Source organism: Paraglaciecola sp. 20A4 (assembly GCF_011378905.1).
Lineage (GTDB): Bacteria > Pseudomonadota > Gammaproteobacteria > Enterobacterales > Alteromonadaceae > Paraglaciecola.
On sequence record NZ_WTPY01000006.1, the window covers coordinates 127,545 to 149,026 of the forward strand.

The following is a 21,482-nucleotide window of genomic DNA, read 5'->3' on the forward strand; positions in this document are numbered from 1 at the left end:
CCTTGCTATGCGCGAAAAATTTCGTCACCGAGTAAGCTTTAGAGTAAAATAACTTGGATGTGAATTTGTAAGCCATTGAATTATAATCTTAAATTCCATTGGAGCGACACTTCTTATCCAGAACTCAGGTTAAGTAACAAGCTTAATACGCACTGTCGGCAAGCATACTAACTACTGAAAAGAATATGCTTAAAGAGCAACCTCACGAGTTTGTTTACTACGCACTTGTTTACTACTAATAAGACAAGCTCGCGTTTGGTCGTAAATAAGGTTAAACATAAACGCGTAAAAAGTGATGAAAAGCGTTACGCCTATGTCCATCAATAGTGCTTGCCATAAGCCAATGTTAAGTATGTACGCCATGACCGGAATGGTGAAAATCAACAGTCCTCCTTGAAACAGAATCACGTGAAAAAGACGCAATACGAACGAGCGCTTTTCTTTGGCGCCAGTGGCAAAACGGTCAAAATACCAATTGAAAATAAAATTCCAACCCATCGCAATGGTCGCCACAGTTATCATCGTTCCTGATAGTGCTGATACCGGATGTTCAGTAAATACGATTAAGCCAATAATAGATAGCGTGACGGCCAGCACTTCAAACAAAATCGCTTGAAATATGCGTTCTGGTGTACTCATTTTTACATTCATAAAACCTCTCTTTTAATCACTGAATTACCTTAATAGGGACGGGATTATGACAGGCTGGAAAGCAAGAGAAAGTTAATAGCTATCACATAGTGTGATAAGGTTGGAGGGTGTACTTCAATTAAATAAGAGTGTTATGTACAGCTTCGAGCAGCTAAAAATCTTTATCACAGTCGTTGAAACTGGTTCGTTCTCTGGTGCTGCGCGTAAGTTAAAGCGTGCTCAATCTGGGGTGAGCCAGGCCATTTCAAACCTTGAAATAGCGATTAACCAAGATTTATTCACCCGGAATAAAAATGTGCCAACGCTAACAAGCAGTGGCAAAGCACTCCTTCCCGTTGCTTATTCAATATTGGATCAACAAAATTACTTTGATCAAAAAGTTGAAGCATTATCAAAACACTATGAGCACGAATTGATTATCGCCATTGACGAAAGTTTAAATCACTCAGGGTTTGTGCAAATCATTTCAATACTCGCGGATGAATACCCTATAACAAGTTTTGAAATAATCTCCGCGTCGACCTACGACATCGAATCGTTAGTAAGAGAAGGTAAAGCACAAGTAGGAATAGTCTACGCCGACGGGGAGCTAAAGGCTGATATGGACTTCTTCTTGTTGGGCCAAGCTAGGTTTCTCACTATTGCTTCACCGCAGCATGAACTGGCTAAATTGCCCGTGGTGCAAAGTAGTGACTTAACGTCTTATCGCCAGTGTGCACATCGTAGTGCTGAGCAAAAAGAGTTGTGGTTCAGTTATAGCATCAGCGCAAAGGTCTGGTATGCCAATACCCATCAAACACTGATCGATTTAGTTATCAATGGCATTGGCTGGGCGCTTGTGCCCGAACTTGCGGTGAAACAGCATATTAAGCAAGGTGATGTGGTTGTACTGCCTGTTACCCACGAGCATGATGGCTGGTTAACGTCTGTGGGGTGTTTAATATCAAGAAGTCAGGCTGGCGGCCCAGTATTGGATAGGCTTAAGCTGTTACTGCAAAAAAATGTGCTCGCCAAAGACAGTTGGAAATCAAAGGGCGCGATAACGCATTCTTAAAGCAAATGTACTGAATATGTCGCGATGTCATTGTTGCCAGTGATTCAGGTTTGCGCTTTTTTATGGTGAGCTTTGCTCACCGATCCTGGACGTCATATTAATATTGATGATGGCATGTGATTTTAAAGACCTATTTCATTTGCGCCTAATCTAGGGGTAAGATCCCTAATCAAGCAGCAGCCTATTCGAAACTTAGTTTGTCAATCCATACGCAATTCATCATGGAGAAGAACCTATGACTCAGCGCCAACCTATAAATCACCGCATAACGTTACATTCAGGTATGAAAAATAGCATTACTTTGAATGTATGTGAATGGCAGGGCAGTGGGCCGCCTGTATTACTGGTGCACGCCGCTGGGTTTCACGCGCGCGTATGGGATAAAGTGATAGCGCAATTGGGTGACAGGCATGTGTACGCAGTTGATTTACGTAATCATGGCTTAAGCGATAACTCGACACCACCATACAGCTTTCAGCTATTTGGCGATGATCTTATCGCGTTGATCGAAACCCTAGATTTGAGCGACATCACAGCTTGTGGGCACTCAATGGGCGGGCATGTGGTTTTACAAGCAGCGGTGAAATTACCCAGTCGCTTTAAGCATATTTTGTTATTAGATCCTGTTGTTTTCACCCCAGATTCTCCCGATCCATTGCAAACAGATCCGGCAAAAAGTCCTATAGCCTCAAGGCGCAACGACTGGACGTCCGCAGATGAAATGTTTGCGCGCTTTAGTAGCCGCCCGCCTTTTAGTGATTGGGATCCACAAGTGTTAAGAGACTATTGCGAATATGGCCTTTTGCCAAAAAGCGACAGTGAGCTGTTTGAGCTAGCTTGCCCGCCAGTGTGCGAGGCGGCGATTTACCAAAGTTATGGCAACGGTTTACTGCTTGAGCATTTATCCTCAATTACCGCGACGGTAAAAATATTGCGGGTAAAAGAACGCACGCCAGACGACGCGCCTTTTGATTTTCGCCCGTCTGCCACATACAAGGGCTTAGTCGACTTAATACCAAAAGCAACAGAAACCTACTTGCCCAACCATACGCATTTTATCCCCATGGAAGATCCTTATTTAGTGGCTCGAAAAATTGAAGAGCTAGTAGTATAAAAAACCGTCCTACCAATGTTTACGGCTAAAAATTGCCGTTTAGTATTAGTCATTAGTCAGTAAATTTCATTTGGCTGACTGGCGAAAAGTAGCTAAAGTGCCGGTTTACTGATTGTATATCATAGGATCTTCCACCATGCCTGATGGGCAAACCCAGCGCTCAATGCCACTTTCACCACCACTCTTATCATCACTCTCACCATTTAGTGTTTATCAGTCTCAACTGGGTAAAACTTTGATTGAAGATGCTAGTCAGCGCCAAGCAATTGAAGCGCTTGATGGTCTTTATCATCAGCTTATGAAGCCAAACCAAAGCGGGCCTTCACAAGTCAAAGGGCTTTATTTGTGGGGAGATGTGGGGCGGGGGAAAACATTTTTAATGGACTTGTTCTACGATTGCTTGCCGCAAAAAGGGAAGTTACGACTGCATTTCCATCGCTTTATGGCACGTATTCACCAAGCGCTTAAAGAACAAACCGGTCAGGAAGATCCCTTGGTACGCGTCGCTAAAGAACTGGCTAAAGATTACCGCGTCGTATGTTTTGACGAGTTTTTTGTTTCTGATATTGGCGATGCCATGATCCTAGCAGGATTATTTGCAAGCTTGTTTAAAGAAGGCATAGTGTTAGTCGCTACGTCGAATATACCCATAGAGCGTTTATACGAAAATGGTTTAGCACGGCATAAGTTTCTGCCCTTCATTGCTCTGTTGCAGCAGCATACACATATGCTTCATCTTGCTGGTGAGCAAGATCACCGTTTACATCAATTACATGCACAGCAGAGTGAGGCCTTATTCAGCGCGGCATCCAAATATATTGGCAATACTGCCAAAATGGATTTTGCGGCTATTTTTTCTGGTATTAACCAAGTATCTGGCTCAGTAAAGATTAACAATACCAGCGTACATATTTGCCATCGGGATATTCCCGTTGTGGCTGCCACCGACACGAATGCAGAAAATACTGTGGCATGGTTCGACTTTTACGCCTTATGTGAAGGTCCTCGTTCACAACTTGATTATATGGAGATTGCTACTCGCTTTAACATTGTAATGTTAAGTGGTGTGCCGCAATTAGGTGGGCAAGTTAGGGGATGGATTAAAGCTCGTGGTACCGAAGATGGAACCGGTGAAAACCAAGCTACCGTTACCGGAGAGCGTATTTTATCTTATGCTGCGAACGATGATATCGCGCGACGTTTTATTAGCTTGATTGATGAGTTATATGATCAAAAAGTTAGGCTATATTTAAGCTGTGATGTGCCGTTGGCAGAATTATATCTTGAAGGTGCGCTTATTTTTGAATTCCGTCGAACGTATAGTCGTTTAATCGAAATGAGTCAGGAATAATCCTCGTTGTTTAGCGTTTAAATTTATTACTGATAAATGGGTGTATGATTAGGTAACCAAAAAAAGCGGTCAATCGTCACATTGACGAATAATGCTGGATTTTTGCCTGAATTAAAAATGGACGATGATGCAGTTCTACTTTGATAATTTCGTTGCCCTTCGATGATATGACGTATGTTATTTTAGCGCCTAATATTTGCAGGCGGCTTGAATAAAATAAGGTGTAGTAAAGATTTATTATCCGACGACAGGCGAATATCAAATTATGCTTCAAAAGGATGAACTTAAAACAGCAGTGTGGATTTTCGATATAGATAAATCGTGCATTGTCTGGGCAAATCAATCAGCACTTGATTGGTGGGAAAGTCCGAGTCTTGAGGAATTACAATCGCGAAACTTTGAGGAAGGGGCATCTCAAGCAGTTAAAGATGGTCTTAGAGAATATCAAAATAAGTTTTACAATAATGAGAGTCTTATCGAATTATGGCACTTTTCGCCTAACGGAATAGATAAGAAAGCGTATTGTTGGTTGTCAGGCATTCGGTTAGCCGATAATCGTATGGGTATGCAGGTGGAAGCAACCCCCTCAAATATAATCCCCGAATCTTTTCATGCTAATGCCATTGCCATTATGGCGACATTTGATATGCAGGGTTGTTTTCAAAGCTGTAATCCGCCGTTTAGCAGCGAATTTGGCAACGTGCGACCAAGCTTATCTCATTTACTCTGCAAGCCCGAATTATTAGCTGTCATAAAACACAGTCTCAGCAAAAAACAAAAATATGAGACGGATTTGCTACTCCACGCATTGGCTGGCGATACGTGGTTTAGGGCCTCTTTTAGCGCGTCAAAAGACACGGAAAATAATGCATCGATGTTATGTCAATTACACAATATAGATGAACGAAAAAAACGTGAGTTTCTACTGTTAGAACAAGCCCATACAGACTCATTAACCGGATTACTTAATCGTCGGGGGTTTAGTGTCATAATTCAGCCCAAACTGACGGCCGAACAAAATATCGTGATTTTCTATATTGATCTTGACGGTTTTAAAATGATTAACGATTCTCTTGGCCATCAAACCGGAGATTTAGTCCTACAACAAGTGGCCACTCGATTAATGGCACTTGAGTTTGCTGCTTTAGATTGTTGTCGTTTTGGTGGAGATGAATTTGTTGTTGCCTTACCCAATATCAATCGTGCGTTAAATATTGATGAAATTGCGCAATCGATTGTTAATACATTATCAGTTCCTTATGAGGACGATAATGGCAGTTTGCTCGCTATTTCAGCGAGCCTTGGAGTGGCAAGATGCCCTGACGATAGTGACGACTTAGTTGAACTAATACGTTTTGCAGACGCCGCAATGTACTGCTCCAAGAAACGAGGTAAAAAACGCTCGACTATTTTCATTGCCGGTATGGAAAAAGAAATTTTGCGCAAAAGCAGAGTGACTCAGCAGCTAAATAAAGCGATTGAAAAAGGTGAATTATCATTGCATTATCAGACTATTATCGATCCTTACGATAACAGTATCTATTCGTTTGAAGCGTTGCTTCGGTGGTTTAATCCAGAACTAGGACATGTATCACCTCAAGAGCTTATTGACGTCGCCGAGCGCACTGGCTTGATCCATGAAATAGAAAATTGGGTTATAAACACCGCTATTTCCAGTTTGGGCAGGCTAAGACAGTATACCAATAGCCAAGCTCGCATTGCGGTTAATATCTCGAGTATCCATTTGGTAGATAAGGGACTGACACCCTATTTATTGTCCACTTTGTGCAAACACCGCCTAAGCCCTAGGGATCTTATTATTGAAATTACCGAAAGTGTACTGTTAGATGATTTAGACAGTACCAACAATCCGGTGACCGCTATTTCTTCAACAGGTATAAATATCAGTATTGATGATTTTGGTACTGGTTATTCGTCATTGGCTTATTTGCAAAAAATTAAAGCGACATCTGTGAAAATAGATAAAGCATTTGTTAATGACGACGGGAACTTGGTTGAAACCTTAAGTGCAATAAATAATGTTATTGTTTCATTAGGCATGCGCTCCGTAGTAGAAGGCATCGAGACTGAGCAACAAGCCAACAGTGCAAAAAAAGCAGGCATCGCGCTACAACAAGGTTATTGGTACACAAAGCCGAAACCTTTAGATGCGTATAAGGAACCTAAACACCATAAATAGACCATAATGCTGCAACTGTAACATCAACTATATTGTTATTTATTTCTTGTAAAATATTAGCCGATTTCTACCGTAGAAAAGTTCGTGGGAATAACGCGAAAACGGAGCGCTTGGCTCCGTTTTTAACCTTATGTTTGTGGGTTTAAATGCTAGAAGCGATAGGTCACGTCGATACCCACTTGTCGACCACGGCGAGCGGCACTGAAGAACGCTCGTGGTGACCCATTATCGGCCCCGTCCGGTGCGGTATTAAGGGATGAAAAGGTAAAGTAAGGAATGCCTAACCAACGAGATGTTAAAACAGGGGCATCTTCATCTGTTAAGTTTCTGGCATACAAGCTAACTCGCCAATTTTCCCCGTTTACGCCCATTCGAGCACCCATGATAATGGCGCTGGGTACGTAGGCCAAATTATGCACTTGCACGTATTTTTTCGATTCATAACTGGCGTCGATATTAAAAAATGCCTCGAGATCGCCTGTGATAGGGGTGATGTATTCTAAGAATGCACTTGCTTGATGTTTGGAGCTAAGAGGGAACGCATTGCCATCTATTGAGCAACTAGCAGGTGTCGTGATGCCAAAATCGTCACGGAAATCCGTACCGGTCGTCGTACCAGGGGTTAGTACACCGCCACCACTGGTTAATGACCACTGAAAGTCGTCACAGCCTTTGGTGAATTTAGTATCAGCTAGGGCGTAAGTAAAACGACCAGACAAATTATCGGTAAACTGCGCGTTAATATCCACTTCGATACCAAAGACTTCGCCTTCGCCTTGGTTTGTGGCGACAGAGGTAATATTGCCTGATGGCACATTCAGTGGGGTAGTCAGTTGAATATCACTTACATCGTTGTAGAACATGGAAAGCGTGGCGTACATATTGTTAAAGGCACTGCTTTTTAAGCCAAGCTCAAAAGTGGTGATTTCTTCTTGCTCGTAGGTGGGTTTGCCCGTGTCGGCGCCGGCTGAACCATTTATACCACCGGGTTTAACGCCTTGGGCGACGATACCGTAAAATATGGTGTCGCTGTCATAACGGTAATTCACAGTGGCTCTGGGGGTAAAGTTGTTCCAACTGCCATCTGCGTCAAATGTCATTAGGCCATCTGGGGCAAACTCGGTTACGGTTTTTTCTTCCTCTGCCCAGCGCGCTTCAAATGTGCCGTCAATTTTGTCACTAAATTGATAATCCACAGACGCATATACGGCCTTGTTCGTTATCGTGCTGTTATCTTGGAAGATACCCACCTTGGCGTCAGCAAAGGTTAAATCAAAGCTATCTCTGTCTTGGTCATAGTAAAAGGCGCCTGCCATCCATTCTAGTTCACCCTCGGGAGATTGCAGAGTAAATTCAACGGTTTTATCTTTGGTTTCTTGGCGAGAGGTATTGGCAAAAAAGGCTTCTTGGCCTGGTGCAAAAGTATAATTAACCGATGAATTATCGCCATCAGAGCCGGTGCTTATATCATCATCACGATAGCCAAGCGCCAGTGACATGCTGTAGCCTGCATCGGTTTGATAATCAATCGCTAAGCTTGAGATGATTAAATCTCGACCGACGCCGCCATAGGCGGTGCCATCGGCTGTGTCATATGGGGTGCCAAAAAAGGTCGAGCCAGAAGGTAAGAAACTGTTAACCGGAACGCCTGGCACTTCATTTGGTATGCCATCAGCATCTGCTTTATCATTGAGGGCGATAGGTTGGTTTTTAATTTCACCGCAAAAGTATTGAAAGTTATTCGCGGAGCCTGAAGCCGCCCAAGATGATAGGGAACGATAGCCCGGTGCGCAGTTGTTCTCACTGGTGGGTGTTAAGAAAAACGGTCGTGTTTCATCTCTGTCTTCTTGGCTTTGAAATCGAAAACGCACACCGAGTTTGTCAGAGGGAGCCGCATCTAAAACGATGCTCACCGAACGAGTGTCCTCACCGCCTACAATTTCATCGGTGACGATATTGCGCCAATCGTCATCCCCGTCGACTTGAAAATCTCGCACGCTCAAACTGGCTGCTAACCAATCATTTAACGGGCCGCTGATATAAGCTGTTGCGGTGCGCTCTGAATCCTGCGCTAAGTTTAGCTTCACATTGCCGGTAAATTCACCGTGATCGGGGCCTTTGGTAATAAAGTTGATTGCCCCTGAATAAGAGTTTCGCCCGTACAACGCACTTTGTGGGCCTTTCACCACTTCAACTCGAGCAATGTCAGACATGTCTAAGCTTTGCACGTCGCCAGAGTAGTAGTTACCGTCAATAAAGTAAGCTGCGCCTGATTCAACGCCGAACTGTATGCCGGCAAGTACATTACCCATACCGCGAATAACAGGGCGCTCAGTAGCACGGCCAAAAGCTTTAGAGAAACTTAGACCCGATGAAAAGCGGGCAATATCATCGATACTTTGAAAGCCTTGTTGCTCAATCATGGTGTCAGAAAAGGCTGAAACTGCCACAGGAATGCGGTTCAATGACTCCACTTTTTTACGGGAGGTCACTTCAATTATCTCTAGTGACTCTTCAGCGGCTGAATTCGCTGGAACTTCTTGTGCGATGGTCATCAATGGTTGGGTTATTAAAATTGACGCTATCGCCAGAGAGAGCTTTTTTGTAGTGAATATCATTGGTATTCCTGTGTGTGTAGTGGATAGGTACAGACAAATTATTATTTTTATCGCCAACGACAATCTAGCATTGCTTACCCAGCACAGGTTTGACAAAAATCAACAAAGCTAATCAATTCACACTACTGGTTGTGCAGTAGGTAACTCACAGTGATTATTGATGTTTAATATGTAAAAAGCACCTAAATAACAATAAGTTATTAGGTGCTTTGAAAAACAAAAACATATAAGTTTTGTCATCTTTTGTGGCTTGTCGCCTTCTAATCGCTCGCCTTAGCAGGCGCATCTAGTAATTGGTTTACTTCCAACCAATAACCATCAGGATCACGGATCATCGATACCATTACGGCTATTTTACCGCCATCGGCCCGAGGATATTCAACATGATGGGGGGCTTCTATCACCGCAACCTTTGGGGATTTCTCAACGCTTTTCCAGCGGGTGTCTAAATCTGACACGTTCATTACCATGATGGGATCGCCAGGAACCGGCTCATCGAATTTTTCTTGGCGCTGGGGTTTCTCAGGGTAAATGTATTGCAGCAAACCTAAAGCGCCGATAAAGGTGTCGTTAGCTTGCAGCAACACTAAACGGCGTTTACGTGTTTCGCCATTTTCCATGGGGCTGTTGATCATCTGATCGTAAATAACGTTTAGACCGAGTGCGTCACGGTATAGCTTTAAAGATGTATCAATGTCATTGACAAGAAAGGTCGTGCGGCGAATATCGACAGAGATACGCTCTTCGTCACTAACAGGCGCAGCAATGCTTTGAATACAGGGCAGTGCACACAGCATGACTGCGAATAAAGATGATCTGATTTTCATATTGGGTCTTCCATTATTGTTGTTACTGACGTTGATATTGCTCGTTTAATTTATGCTGATATTATTGATGAATACTTAGTTGATAAAGAAACAACAATATCTACGCCATCTAAAAATGGCGCATTGATAATGATCAAGTGTGCTGCTTTGTACTGCTGATGGACAAATTAATCAGCGTAAGAAATAAGCTTTTCGCTATCCGTAACAGTGATTTGGTAGTTGCTTTCGATGGAGATTAATCCGTCTTTCTTCAATTTACTAAAGCCACGGCTGGCCGTTTCTAAACTCATACCTAAATAATCAGCGATGTCTTGTCTGCTCATGGGTAAAAAGAACCGATGGGTGCCACGTCCTAATCTGTGCTCCATATCTAATAAGAAGTGGGCTAAACGTTGGTGAGCGGATTTCTGTCCCATAATAAATAATTGGTCGAGGATCAATGACAGGATGTGGCCAGTCATATCGTGATAACGCTTTGCTACCGATGGATATTTATCGAAAATGTCTTGCATTAATTTACGACTAATACGAATAACCACACAGTTGGTTAATGCTTTGGCACTAAAGCTATAACTGACGTTTTCAGATAATCCCGCTAGATTACCGGTAAACAAAAATGCAAAAACTTGCCGTGAGCCAGAGGCGGTAGACCTTTCAAGCATTAAAGAGCCGGATTCTGGGATATACACATATTCCGGCGCATCTTTCTCTTTAAATACGTACTCTCCTTGAGCGAAAGAGACTTCTTCAGCGTCTTTGGCTAACTCTTCGATAAAAGCATTTGCGCCTTCAACTTCTTTAAAGTGGCTTCCGAAGCATGAGCTAAGGGAGGTCTTGATTACTACTTTGTTGATATCGAGTGACATGAATTCAGCCTATTTTATTATTATGTTAATGCGCCTGATAAAATTCGATCCATGTTTGGTCTGGCGTTCTAATTGCCAACATATCCACTTGTCCGTATGGCGGTAAATCTAAGCTTGCCTGAGATACTATTTTTACCTCGCTTGCTAGCAGATGTGTTCTCAGTGCAGGTAAATTGTCTACTGGAAAGCGCAGGGTGACAATGCCTAAATTCGGTGGTGATGCCAAGGCGCTAACATTTTTACCCTTGGCGCCATGAAATTGTAATAGCTCTATTGAGCCTTCGTTGATTTTTTGCGGATGCAAAATATACACCGAACGCGGAATTTCTGTGGTTAGGTTATACGGTAAACCCAGCACATTTGGGCCCGTTTCTTTGCTTGCGCCTTTATGCTCCAAGTAAACTTGAAAGCCCAAAACGTCGCGATAAAAGGCTAACGAGGTGTCGATATTGCTCACTACTTGTGTTGAGTTAAACACGCGGCTCATCTGTTTAACGTTTGGCCAGCCTTCTAGGGTGGGTTTTATGCGTTCAATCATTGCAAAACTGATTCCATCGAACCCTGTGGTTATCCACTCGGTCACTTCGTAGGGACCGAATGTAAATGATACCGGATCACTCGTGCCACGCCAGCCTGCACGCTGTAATTGAGCTCGTTTTTGTACCATGTCGGCAACGCGTACATTAACGTCGAATATACCGCCTACATCCCATGATTGCGTGTTAGCTCGAATGATTTTCTGCGCAACATTGTCAATTTGAATCAGGCGCACGTAGCCCCGCTTCTCACCTTTATTCGCTAGTAACACTTGTTTAACGTTAGCCGTTTTAGGCAGTTGCCAAAGCGACTTTAATTGTGGGTCGACATCCGCCGTCGAACGTACTTCCCAACCAGCATGCTGTTGATAAAATTGGCTAGTCTTATCAATGTCAGAAACAATAAAAACCGCTTCAGTAAAACCTTTTAAGGTAAAGTCTTGGGCTTGACCGAGAGGGCTTAATAACAATAGTAAAGCAAATAGGGCTCGCATTATCTTTGTTCCTCGAACACTTCAATTAAAAAGCCATTGGGTGCGCGCAGCGTAGCGACCATTGATTTGCCCACGAGCGGATCGTTGACCTGTTTAGGCTTGCTGACAATCGTTGCGCCGTGTACTTTGGCATTGTCCATTACCTGTTGCATCGAGCGTACAGGGAAGCTCCACATTCCTAAGCCGATATTCGGTAAGCTAGGCGCATTTTTGGGTTTGATCGGTTCAACGTTGTGAAAATCAACAAACAGCATATGACCGGTTGTGGCTCCCTTGCTGTATACGATAGCAAACCTAAACTCTGTGCCATTTGGCAGATTCATCGCGCCTTTATCGCCAGCGGATTTAAATACTCTGTCTGAGCGAATTTCCAGGCCAAGCACATCGGTATAAAAGGTAAGCTGTGATTCTGAATCCGTGATCACCTGTGCTGAATATGCTGGCCCACCTTTACCGTTTGCATCTATTGGGCCCAATTGCGCCATGCCATTGCCGCGGGTGATAGCGACCCCGTGATTAAAATCCGGTGCATTAAAAATGGTTTCGTCGATTTGATACGTGCTGCCGTCGGCGCGAGGGATGGGGTAACTTTCAAGGACATTGAGTGCACCGAAACCCAAAGTACGAATGTGTTTATCCAGCGTGCTGGTATCCGTGTTCGGAAAGCCTAATGAGAATGGCCCTAGCTCTCGTGAATTCCAACTATCGTGAATGGTTGGCATGGGTTTGCTTAGTACGAGAAGGCGAATCTGTATGGCGCTTTCTATCCCTTTTCGGTATAGGCGATAGGTTTGCCAACTTAGGTCGTCTGGCATTTGCCATAGTGCACGGTGTGTTTTTTCCAGTTCAGGGCTGATGTTTAACGGCCCTTCAACCTGCATGCCCATACCGTCCCGATAAAACAACAAGCTTTGTTCCAAAGATACCGTGGCAATGGTCACTGTATGCAGCGGCATAGCAAGAGCGTCTCGCACACTACTTTTGGGGGCTAACGCATCATTAGAGTCAGCGTAGGCATGTTTCGCTAACGTTATATTCGCTAAAAGTGCGCCCATGATTAAAATCAAAAATCGCTTATTCAATTTCAAACTCATTAAAAATTTGTCCGTACAAATGTTAGGGTCACCAAATCATATACAAGTACTGAAAAAAAGGTAACTAAATGAAGGTATTCTCTAAATTGTGGATATTGGGCGCTTTATTGGGCATATGTGGCGTTGCTAATACAGCAGAAAAACCGTTGCCAGATACGGGTGTCAGTGGTGTTTACGAAGTGATGATAGGCACTGATGATAGTGAAAAACTGCTCAAATATTTGGCTGAATTCGGCTTTCAGCAAATTGACAAAGGTCAATTAGGTCAAGATAAAGCACGTTCGCTTTACGGAGTGGACAGCGCGCTGACGTCTTATCGCTTACAAAATGGTGACACTGACAGTCATGGCCTTATACGTGTACTTGAATGGCAATCACTATTAGGAGACGGAGTCGGCTACGCTCAACCAGAAACGGTTGGTCAACGCATGATGGTCATGCGTACAAATGATGTGCACCGTATCCATGATGTATTTGCTGATGCACGCAAGGCAGGGCAAAAATGGTTGCCGACTAAACCTGTATATGCCGATTTATATGGGATGACAAAAGGGAAACCTGATGTACTTAAGCGCCGCACCGGCGTGCGGGAAATGGCGGTATACGGTGACTTATTTAACTTGGTCTTGTTTCAACGTTACGGCTACGTCATCAAAGGGTATGGCTCGATAACGGCTCAAAGCCCACTGAAAACCAGCGAAATTACCCATAATGATTTTATATTAGCTGGCAGTACTAAAGAAGATATGAACAGACAGACCGATTACTATCGTGATGTATTTGGACTAAAGCCTGAAGGGCCCGTGGTGCTCGATGGTGACTGGCAAGATGGACCAAAAGTAGTGTTTAATATGGCTGATGGCAGCAGCCATTATTATCGCGGGTTTGTCAGCCCAAATAACATTTCTGGTAAGCTGAAGTTTTTTGTTAACCCTGACGCGCGCCCTGACCGAAGCGCATTGCAAAAGCCAGGATATGCTGGGATTACCTTGCACTCTTTATATGCAGTTGATCCTAAGTTGATAAAGCGATTAGCTGACGAGCAAGGTATTACGTCCTCAGCAATGCAAAACAATGAATTTGGTGAATCAAGCTTTGTGCTGCGCGGGCCTGATGGTTCAAGCTGGCAGATACTGCCAAAACCAACCTTAGTAACGCCACCCGTTACCGAGCTTAAGTTCGAGACGACTATTCATTAAGTCCTTTTAAATTTTCGCTGAATGGTTAATTATTTGCTGGAGTTGGTATTAGTGAACAGACCGAATATTTCATTTCGAAGGTAAGGAGCGCAAAGGGATGCAGATAGCCGTGGACACATTAAGCTGCGATGGGGTGCGAGGTTTGCTAGAAGAGCACTTAGCAGATATGTACGCCACATCGCCACCCGAAAGCGTACATGCGTTAGATATGCAGGCGCTTAAACACGAATCGATTACGTTTTGGTCAGCTCGCGAAAACAACAGAGTATTAGGCTGCGTGGCATTGAAACGGTTATCAGATAGTCACGGCGAAATTAAATCTATGCGCAGTGCACCTAATGCACGCCATCGCGGTGTGGCTAGTGCTTTGTTACAGCATTTATTGATTCAAGCTAATCAAAAAGGGCTGCGCCGCCTAAGTCTAGAAACGGGCACTATGGATTACTTTGAACCCGCTAAAAACTTATATCGTAAGTTTGGTTTTGTAGAGTGTAGTCCGTTTGCAGATTACTCCCCAGATCCAAATAGTTGCTTTATGACATTGTTATTAAAGGATAAGTAAGTATGAAAAAGGGCACAAAGCGAGTGGGCTCTGTGACCTTATTACTTGAAATACTCGGTTCAGATATATAACGTTTAAAGGCTAGGCCAGTAAGTGAGAGACGGCTTTATAACCTTGTTGAATGGTTTGTAATTTATCGTCTGTTTTATCTCTTTCTACAAATCTATGCTCTACCCCTGATAGCGCGGATTGAGCAAATATAGGCGCAAAATCAATGGTGCCGGTGCCTACATCGGCAAAGTTACCTGCTTCGTCCATATCTTTAACGTGCCATAACTTAAAGCGGCCAGGGTGTTTTTTAAAATAGGCAAGGGGATCTTGTTTTGCTTTAACCATCCAGAATAGGTCCATTTCCATGGCCATGATTTCTTTGTCAGTTTCATTTAGCAGAACATCGTAGGGTAGCTGCCCATCGCGCATTTCGAATTCAAATGCATGGTTATGGTAAGCCAGTTTTAGTCCGGCTTTATTACATGCTTCGCCTATACCATTGCACCGTTCAGCCAACTTTTTATAGACATCTATGCCAGTGCCTCGTTGCTCTTCAGTCAAATAGGGAATAACGATGTACTTATGGCCTACCTCTAAAGCGTGGTCAATCACGCCGTTTACTCCGCTATCAAAGTTAGTTAGTCCAATGTGTGCCGAGGGGGCGGTTAAACCTTCGTTGTGTAATATTGTTTTTATTTCACTCGGTTTATGATCAAAGTAACCAGCGAACTCCAATTCCTTGTAGCCCACTGCTGCAACTAACTTTAAGGTCGCAGGTACACTAACAGCCATCATATCTCGAAGGGTATATAGCTGTAGTCCCACGGCTTGATTTTTTGTCATCATGTTTGCAGCAAACGCTAATGAGCCCGGCATAACTGCAAGACCCATAGCGGCGGCGCTTAGTTTGACAAAGCGTCGTCGGCTAGTTTGGTACACTAAGTGGGTACTCGTGCTTAGCGCAGCGGATGCACTATGGGTAAAGTTTTTCATATTAATTCTCCATGTCAGTGTTTGGTCATGCGGTGCATCAAATGGATTTAATGCCCCGCATTGATGAAAACTGTTTATGCTAGTGTGCCTTTAGGCGCAGGCCCAGTACTGCCGCGAACAATTAATTCAAAGGGCATGATGACTTTTGGCGCTTTGGTAATTTTGCCTTCGAGTAAATCGATTAATAGTGAAACGGCTGATTGGCCGAATTCCTCGGCTGGTTGGGCAATCGTAGTAAGAGGGGGATCGCAAAAAGCAGAAAACGAAATATCATCGAAACCGGCCACTGATATATCCCGAGGAATAGCCAGTCCTGCTTGTTTAAAACATTGCATGGCACCTATGGCTGTTTCATCGTTTTCGCAAAAGACTGCGCTTGGGCGATTTTTATTGGCTAAAATTTTACTCGCTGCATCGTGACCTGACTGCAAGGTAAAGTCCCCGGGATAAAGCAGCGATTCGTCAAACGTTAATCCCGCCTCAGTTAGCGCATCTCGATAGCCAGCTAAGCGTTCGCACGTCAATGGGCTTGATTGTGGGCCTTTAATCAATGCAATTCTGCTGTGGCCTAATTCTATTAAATGTAGGGTCATGGCTTTTGCTGCCGAACGATTATCTAGGGTAACAACTGGGCAGTTAATGTCGCTCATGACTTCACACACATTGACCATTGGCAGTAATTCACCAGGCTTGTTGATCGATGAGTCGAACGGATTATGGGCTCTCAATTGAATTAACCCATCGGCTTGGGAGGTTTGCACCATCTTGGCGTAATTAGCTTCAATGTCCTCATCACCTAGTGTGTTGGCTAACAGGATGGCGTAACCACGTTGGGCTGCGGCGATCTGCATACCACTGATAACACGAGCAAAGAAAACGTTTGCAACAGTGGGTACCAATGCGACTAGGTTATGGGTTTTGCCTGAGCGGAACTTCACTGCCATTAGGTTTGGCTTATACCCAACCTCATTCACCGCTAACATGACTTTTGAGCGTGTCTTGGGCGATACGCGTTCTGGCTGCTGTAGTGCTCTGGACACAGTGGCAACTGAAACGCCAGCCAAAGTGGCAACTTGACGAATATTACTCATATGTAGTTATTAACGTGTTTTTCATAGTTTAAAATACAAAATGTAACCGTTAGCATTTAATGTAAAAATAATACCGAAGTAATTTAAAAAATCTAGTTAAATTATGCGATCTCACACTATATTTGTACGTTATTACAACTAACCATTAACAAATAACCGTTGTTTGTCCTATTTATTGCTAATTTTGGTTGACACAACCAAATGAAACCCGTTACATTTTAACGATATTGTACATTTGTATAACATTTGCTGTGGGTCTATAACAGCAAGGGAGTGATTAAGTGGCAAAACTAAACAGAGTACGAATGGGAATGGTAGGGGGCGGCGAAGGAGCTTTTATCGGTGCTGTACACCGTCATGCATTGGCGTTAGATGGTCAAATTGAATTGGTTTGTGGGGCGTTTAGTCGCGACAATCAGAACAACCAGCGTACCGGAGACAGCTTGGGTTTAGACGATAATCGAATTTATTCTGGCTGGGAGACGCTATTAACCAATGAACTTGCGCTGCCAGAAGATGAGCGTATGCAAGCGCTTATCATTGTTACGCCCAATCATATGCATGTGCCAATCTCTATTGCTGCAATCGAAGCAGGCTTTCACGTGTTTTGCGAAAAACCTGCGGCTATTTCGCTGGATGAAGCAAATGAATTAAAAACAAAGCTTAAACATAGCGACGTTTTATATGGCCTTGCACACACTTATTTGGGGTACCCCATGGTGTGGCAAGCACAACATATGGTGAGCAGCGGGTTACTAGGCAATATTCGCAAAGTATATGTGGAATACCCGCAAGGCTGGTTATCGGCTAATGAAGAAAGTCATAATAAGCAAGCGTCTTGGCGCACTGATCCCGCGCAATCTGGTGGCAGTGGTGCTATGGGGGATATAGGTACTCACGCTTTTGGTTTAGTCGAATTTATATTACAACAGCAGGTGACATCTCTTTGTGCAGATCTGCAAACCCACGTTGAAGGCCGCAGACTTGATGACGATGGTGCTGCACTTATTCGTACCGATGGTGGCGCCAGTGGCGTATTAATTGCCAGCCAGGTATGTGCCGGTGAAGAGAACGCTTTGAAAATACGTGTTTACGGTGATAAAGGCGCTATAGAGTGGCAGCAAATGGAACCTAATTCTATTATTCATCGTCCGCTGGGCGAACCTTATCGCGTATTACGTGCTGGCATGGGGCAACCTGGATTATGTGAGGAAGCATCTGCTCGATGCCGCACGCCAGCTGGTCATCCTGAGGGATATTTAGAAGCGATGGCTAATTTATATCGCTATTTTGCCAAGGCCATTAACGAGGCAAAACCCGTAAAAAGCACAATAAATGAGCTCGGTAAGGCTTCTGGCGTGCCAGGGATTGATTCGGGCTTGAGGGGAATGGCGTTTATTGATGCGATGCTTGCCAGCAGCGTTAGCGAGTCCAAGTGGCACCCCGTACCGAATACTAAATAAGTGATTACTGCACAAGCCGGTAATGAGTAAGCCGCCTAGCGGATTGCATAAGTCGAACAATAAAGGAGAAAGCAATGCCAGCGATCAAAGGCCCTGGAATATTTTTAGCCCAATTCATGGGTGATGAAGCGCCATTTAATAGCTTAGAATCGATTGCAACTTGGGCAGCGTCTTTAGGCTACAAGGGCATTCAAGTGCCTACCGTTGATAATCGAATTTTTGATTTAGAACGAGCTGCTAAAAGCCAAGAATACTGTGATGACGTGATGGCAATTTGTGCCAAGGCCGGTGTTCAAATAACGGAATTATCAACCCATTTACAAGGCCAATTGGTGGCTGTTCATCCAGCTTATGATGAACTATTTGATAACTTTGCACCTGAAGCATTACGCGGTAAACCAGCCCAACGTACTGAGTGGGCAATAGAACAAATGATGTGGGCTGCCAAGGCGAGTCAAAGACTAGGCTTAACGGCTCATGCTACATTTTCTGGCGCATTCTTATGGCACTTGGTTTACCCCTGGCCGCAAAGACCTGCGGGCCTAGTCGAACAAGGTTTTGCTGAGCTAGCTAAACGCTGGTTGCCTATTTTAGATGCGTTTGATGACGCTGGTGTGGACGTATGTTACGAAATACACCCGGGCGAAGACTTACATGATGGCGCATCATTTGAGCTGTTTTTGGCAGCGGTGAATAATCACCCTAGAGCTAATATTTTATTCGACCCAAGCCATTTTGTATTGCAACAATTGGATTATCTGGCGTTTATCGATTTGTACCATGAGCGTATTAAGATGTTTCATGTAAAGGACGCTGAGTTTAATCCTAATGGCCGTTCGGGAGTATACGGCGGTTATCAAGATTGGAAGGAGCGTCCAGGGCGTTTTCGCTCACTAGGCGATGGGCAAGTGGATTTTAACGGGATCTTCAGCAAGCTGACGCAATACGGCTTTGAAGGTTGGGCAATACTCGAATGGGAGTGTTGCTTAAAAGATTCAGCTCAAGGGGCAGCTGAGGGGGCCCCGTTTATCGCCAAGCATATTATTACCCCTGCAGGGCGTGCGTTCGACGATTTTGCCGGTGCAGATAGTGACGAGCAACGTAATCGTCGTATTTTAGGGTTGTAGCAATATAAAGCGGTACGTACGGGCAAAATACGCGTAAGCACCGCACATAAATGATGAGTGGGCGCAGACACATGCTTGCCACTGCTATCATAATCAAGGGTTAACAAATGAATACGATAACAACGCGACTAAGCGTGATGATGTTCTTACAATTTTTTATCTGGGGTGGCTGGTTTGTTACCTTAGGCACTTTCTTAGCCAATACCTTACAAGCATCAGGTGGCGAGATTGGTATGGCCTTTTCGACCCAGTCTTGGGGAGCGATTATCGCGCCGTTCGTGATTGGCTTGATTGCAGATCGATACTTTAACGCCGAGCGTATTTTAGGTGTGTTGCATTTGATTGGTGCTGTGCTGATGTATTGTTTGTATCAAGCACCTGATTTTGATGCATTTTACCCCTTTGTATTGGGATACATGATTGCTTATATGCCGACGTTGGCCTTGGTTAACTCTGTATCATTTGCTCAAATGGATAATCCGTCTAAGCAATTTGGCAAAATTCGCGTATGGGGCACCGTTGGCTGGATTGTAGCTGGTTTGGCGATTAGTTATGCCTTCTCATGGGATTCAAAGCAAGCTATTGAAGATGGCATGTTGCGCAATACGTTTTTATTGTGTGCAGGTGCATCATTAATACTTGGATTATTTAGTTTTACGTTACCTAAAACACCTCCTAAAAGTGCCGGAGAGCGCGTTGGCCTCAAAGAAGTACTCGGTCTTGATGCACTTGCATTATTAAAAGACAGAAATTTCTTGGTGTTCTTTTTGTCCTCGGTGCTGATTTGCATTCCGCTGGCATTTTATTACCAAAATGCCAATCCATTCTTAACAGAAATTGGAGTGGATAACGCCACAGGAAAAATGACCTTAGGTCAGGTATCAGAAGTGTTATTTATGCTAGCTCTACCGATATTCTTGAATCGTTTTGGTATTAAAATAACGTTATTGATCGGTATGTTGGCTTGGGTTGTGCGTTACGCACTATTTGCTTACGGCGATGCTGACGGCGGGGTTGCGCTATTACTGGTAGGTATTGCATTGCATGGTATCTGCTACGACTTCTTTTTTGTTTCAGGGCAAATCTATACCGATTCAAAAGCCGGTGACAAAGTAAAAAGCGCTGCACAAGGTTTAATTACATTGGCCACTTATGGTGTGGGTATGTTAATTGGCTTTTGGGTTGCTGGTCAGATTACCGAAAAATACACAAATGGCTCAATGCACTCATGGCTCGATATTTGGTTATTCCCTGCTGCGTTTGCCCTCGTTGTGTTCGTTATATTTATGTTCACATTTAAAGATGAAAAGGTATCAAATAATGAATAATCCTCGTCGGAGCATGCTCAAAGGCATGGTGGTAACCAGCGCTGCATTAGCCACGGGGACTGCGGTAAGTGGCTGCGCAAGTACTGTTAAAGAAGCCAATAAGGCGACAATGCCGCATTTTAAAGGCAATATTAATCATTCAGTTGCGCGCTGGACATACGGTGACTTATCTGTCGAAGAACTGTGCCAAGTCGTTAAATCAATAGGCTTTTCGGCTATCGATTTAATTGGCCCTGATGAGTGGCCGATATTAAAACGTTACGGTATCGATTCGTCTATGTGCAATGGTGCTGAACTTAACTTGGTCGATGGCTTTATTCATCCACAATTTCATGACGAACTAGAAAAACGATATCTCAAACACATCGATTTAGTTGCTGAAGCAGGGTACAAAAACCTCATTTGTTTCAGTGGTAATGCTCGTGGCATGAGCAAAGAGCAAGGGCTTAAAAACGCCGTCACGGGACTTAAACGGATCATGCCTTACGCCGAAGAAAAAGGCGTGATTATTCAAATGGAATTATTTAACAGCCGAATCGATCATCCCGATTGCATGGCGGATAGTTCTCAGTGGGGTGTTGCGCTGTGTAAAGCCTTGGGGTCCCCGAACTTCAAATTGCTATTCGATATTTATCATATGCAAATCAATGAAGGCGATATTATTCGCACCATTCAAAATAATCATCAGTACTTTGGCCATTATCACACCGCAGGTGTGCCAGGACGCCATGAAATAGGCGATAACCAAGAGCTTTTTTATCCGGCAATCGCTCGGGCGATTAAAGATGTTGGTTTCAACGGCTATCTCGCTCAGGAGTTTATTCCCACCCCTGAAACCAAGACAGGCAAAATCGAATCGTTACGCGATGCAATTAAAATTTGTGATGTTTAACCCTATTGGGTCGTCACGCAGCAAGCAATTA

Annotated in this window: 18 protein-coding genes; 10 read left to right on the top strand and 8 right to left on the bottom strand. The window is 43.9% G+C overall.

The window, feature by feature from the left end:
- Nucleotides 1–189 precede the first annotated feature (189 nt).
- Complete coding sequence (locus GQS54_RS08875) at nt 190–651, bottom strand: PACE efflux transporter (RefSeq protein WP_240919879.1); 462 nt, start codon at nt 649–651, stop codon at nt 190–192.
- A 133-nt stretch (nt 652–784) separates the two neighbouring features.
- On the opposite strand from GQS54_RS08875, the gene GQS54_RS08880 reads away from it, so the two are divergent.
- The 4 genes from GQS54_RS08880 to GQS54_RS08895 all read left to right on the top strand — a co-directional run bounded on the left by GQS54_RS08880 (nt 785) and on the right by GQS54_RS08895 (nt 6,370).
- Nucleotides 785–1,705 (top strand): LysR family transcriptional regulator, encoded by a 921-nt coding sequence (locus GQS54_RS08880; protein WP_166423634.1) that lies wholly within the window; start codon nt 785–787, stop codon nt 1,703–1,705.
- A 235-nt stretch (nt 1,706–1,940) separates the two neighbouring features.
- Nucleotides 1,941–2,819, top strand: a complete 879-nt coding sequence (locus tag GQS54_RS08885; RefSeq protein WP_166423635.1) for an alpha/beta hydrolase — start codon at nt 1,941–1,943, stop codon at nt 2,817–2,819.
- Nucleotides 2,820–2,955: 136 nt separating this feature from the next.
- Nucleotides 2,956–4,170, top strand: coding sequence for a cell division protein ZapE (gene zapE, locus GQS54_RS08890; RefSeq protein ID WP_166423636.1), 1,215 nt, complete (start codon nt 2,956–2,958; stop codon nt 4,168–4,170).
- Between the two features lie 265 nt (nt 4,171–4,435).
- A complete protein-coding gene (locus GQS54_RS08895) occupies nt 4,436–6,370 on the top strand; it encodes an EAL domain-containing protein (protein WP_166423637.1) in 1,935 nt (644 codons plus the stop codon).
- Nucleotides 6,371–6,519: 149 nt separating this feature from the next.
- Here GQS54_RS08895 and GQS54_RS08900 read toward each other — a convergent pair whose 3' ends face one another.
- From GQS54_RS08900 to GQS54_RS08920, 5 genes are all read right to left on the bottom strand, one after another.
- Nucleotides 6,520–8,988, bottom strand: coding sequence for a TonB-dependent receptor (locus GQS54_RS08900; RefSeq protein WP_166423638.1), 2,469 nt, complete (start codon nt 8,986–8,988; stop codon nt 6,520–6,522).
- Between the two features lie 260 nt (nt 8,989–9,248).
- Entirely contained in the window at nt 9,249–9,815 is a 567-nt protein-coding gene (locus tag GQS54_RS08905) for a VOC family protein (RefSeq protein ID WP_166423639.1), read from the bottom strand.
- A gap of 167 nt (nt 9,816–9,982) precedes the next feature.
- On the bottom strand, nt 9,983–10,681 hold the full coding sequence (locus GQS54_RS08910; protein ID WP_166423640.1) for a helix-turn-helix domain-containing protein: 699 nt from the start codon (nt 10,679–10,681) through the stop codon (nt 9,983–9,985).
- 25 nt (nt 10,682–10,706) lie between these two features.
- Nucleotides 10,707–11,711 (bottom strand): VOC family protein, encoded by a 1,005-nt coding sequence (locus tag GQS54_RS08915; RefSeq protein ID WP_166423641.1) that lies wholly within the window; start codon nt 11,709–11,711, stop codon nt 10,707–10,709.
- Nucleotides 11,711–12,793, bottom strand: a complete 1,083-nt coding sequence (locus GQS54_RS08920; protein ID WP_240919880.1) for a VOC family protein — start codon at nt 12,791–12,793, stop codon at nt 11,711–11,713. The genes GQS54_RS08915 and GQS54_RS08920 overlap by 1 nt, the downstream gene beginning before the upstream one ends.
- An 80-nt stretch (nt 12,794–12,873) precedes the next feature.
- Between GQS54_RS08920 and GQS54_RS08925 the strand changes: the two genes are divergently transcribed.
- A complete protein-coding gene (locus GQS54_RS08925; protein ID WP_166423643.1) occupies nt 12,874–14,004 on the top strand; it encodes a hypothetical protein in 1,131 nt (376 codons plus the stop codon).
- A gap of 97 nt (nt 14,005–14,101) precedes the next feature.
- Complete coding sequence (locus GQS54_RS08930) at nt 14,102–14,566, top strand: GNAT family N-acetyltransferase (protein ID WP_166423644.1); 465 nt, start codon at nt 14,102–14,104, stop codon at nt 14,564–14,566.
- An 81-nt stretch (nt 14,567–14,647) separates the two neighbouring features.
- Here GQS54_RS08930 and GQS54_RS08935 read toward each other — a convergent pair whose 3' ends face one another.
- Together GQS54_RS08935 and GQS54_RS08940 are read right to left on the bottom strand one after the other, a co-directional pair.
- The gene (locus GQS54_RS08935) at nt 14,648–15,550 is read right to left on the bottom strand and encodes a sugar phosphate isomerase/epimerase (protein ID WP_166423645.1); all 903 of its coding nucleotides are present in this window, start codon (nt 15,548–15,550) and stop codon (nt 14,648–14,650) included.
- Nucleotides 15,551–15,624: 74 nt separating this feature from the next.
- Nucleotides 15,625–16,641: a LacI family DNA-binding transcriptional regulator gene (locus GQS54_RS08940; RefSeq protein ID WP_166423646.1), complete on the bottom strand. Its 1,017-nt coding sequence runs from the start codon at nt 16,639–16,641 to the stop codon at nt 15,625–15,627.
- A gap of 305 nt (nt 16,642–16,946) precedes the next feature.
- Here GQS54_RS08940 and GQS54_RS08945 point away from each other — a divergent pair, with 305 nt between their 5' ends.
- From GQS54_RS08945 to GQS54_RS08960, 4 genes are all read left to right on the top strand, one after another.
- Nucleotides 16,947–18,104, top strand: a complete 1,158-nt coding sequence (locus GQS54_RS08945; protein WP_166423742.1) for a Gfo/Idh/MocA family oxidoreductase — start codon at nt 16,947–16,949, stop codon at nt 18,102–18,104.
- Between the two features lie 74 nt (nt 18,105–18,178).
- A complete protein-coding gene (locus GQS54_RS08950) occupies nt 18,179–19,231 on the top strand; it encodes a sugar phosphate isomerase/epimerase (RefSeq protein WP_166423647.1) in 1,053 nt (350 codons plus the stop codon).
- A 107-nt stretch (nt 19,232–19,338) separates the two neighbouring features.
- Nucleotides 19,339–20,559 carry a nucleoside permease gene (locus GQS54_RS08955; protein WP_166423648.1) on the top strand — a complete coding sequence of 407 codons (1,221 nt, stop codon included), beginning with the start codon at nt 19,339–19,341 and terminating at the stop codon, nt 20,557–20,559.
- Complete coding sequence (locus tag GQS54_RS08960) at nt 20,552–21,451, top strand: TIM barrel protein (RefSeq protein WP_166423649.1); 900 nt, start codon at nt 20,552–20,554, stop codon at nt 21,449–21,451. The genes GQS54_RS08955 and GQS54_RS08960 overlap by 8 nt, the downstream gene beginning before the upstream one ends.
- The last annotated feature ends 31 nt before the right edge of the window (nt 21,452–21,482 follow it).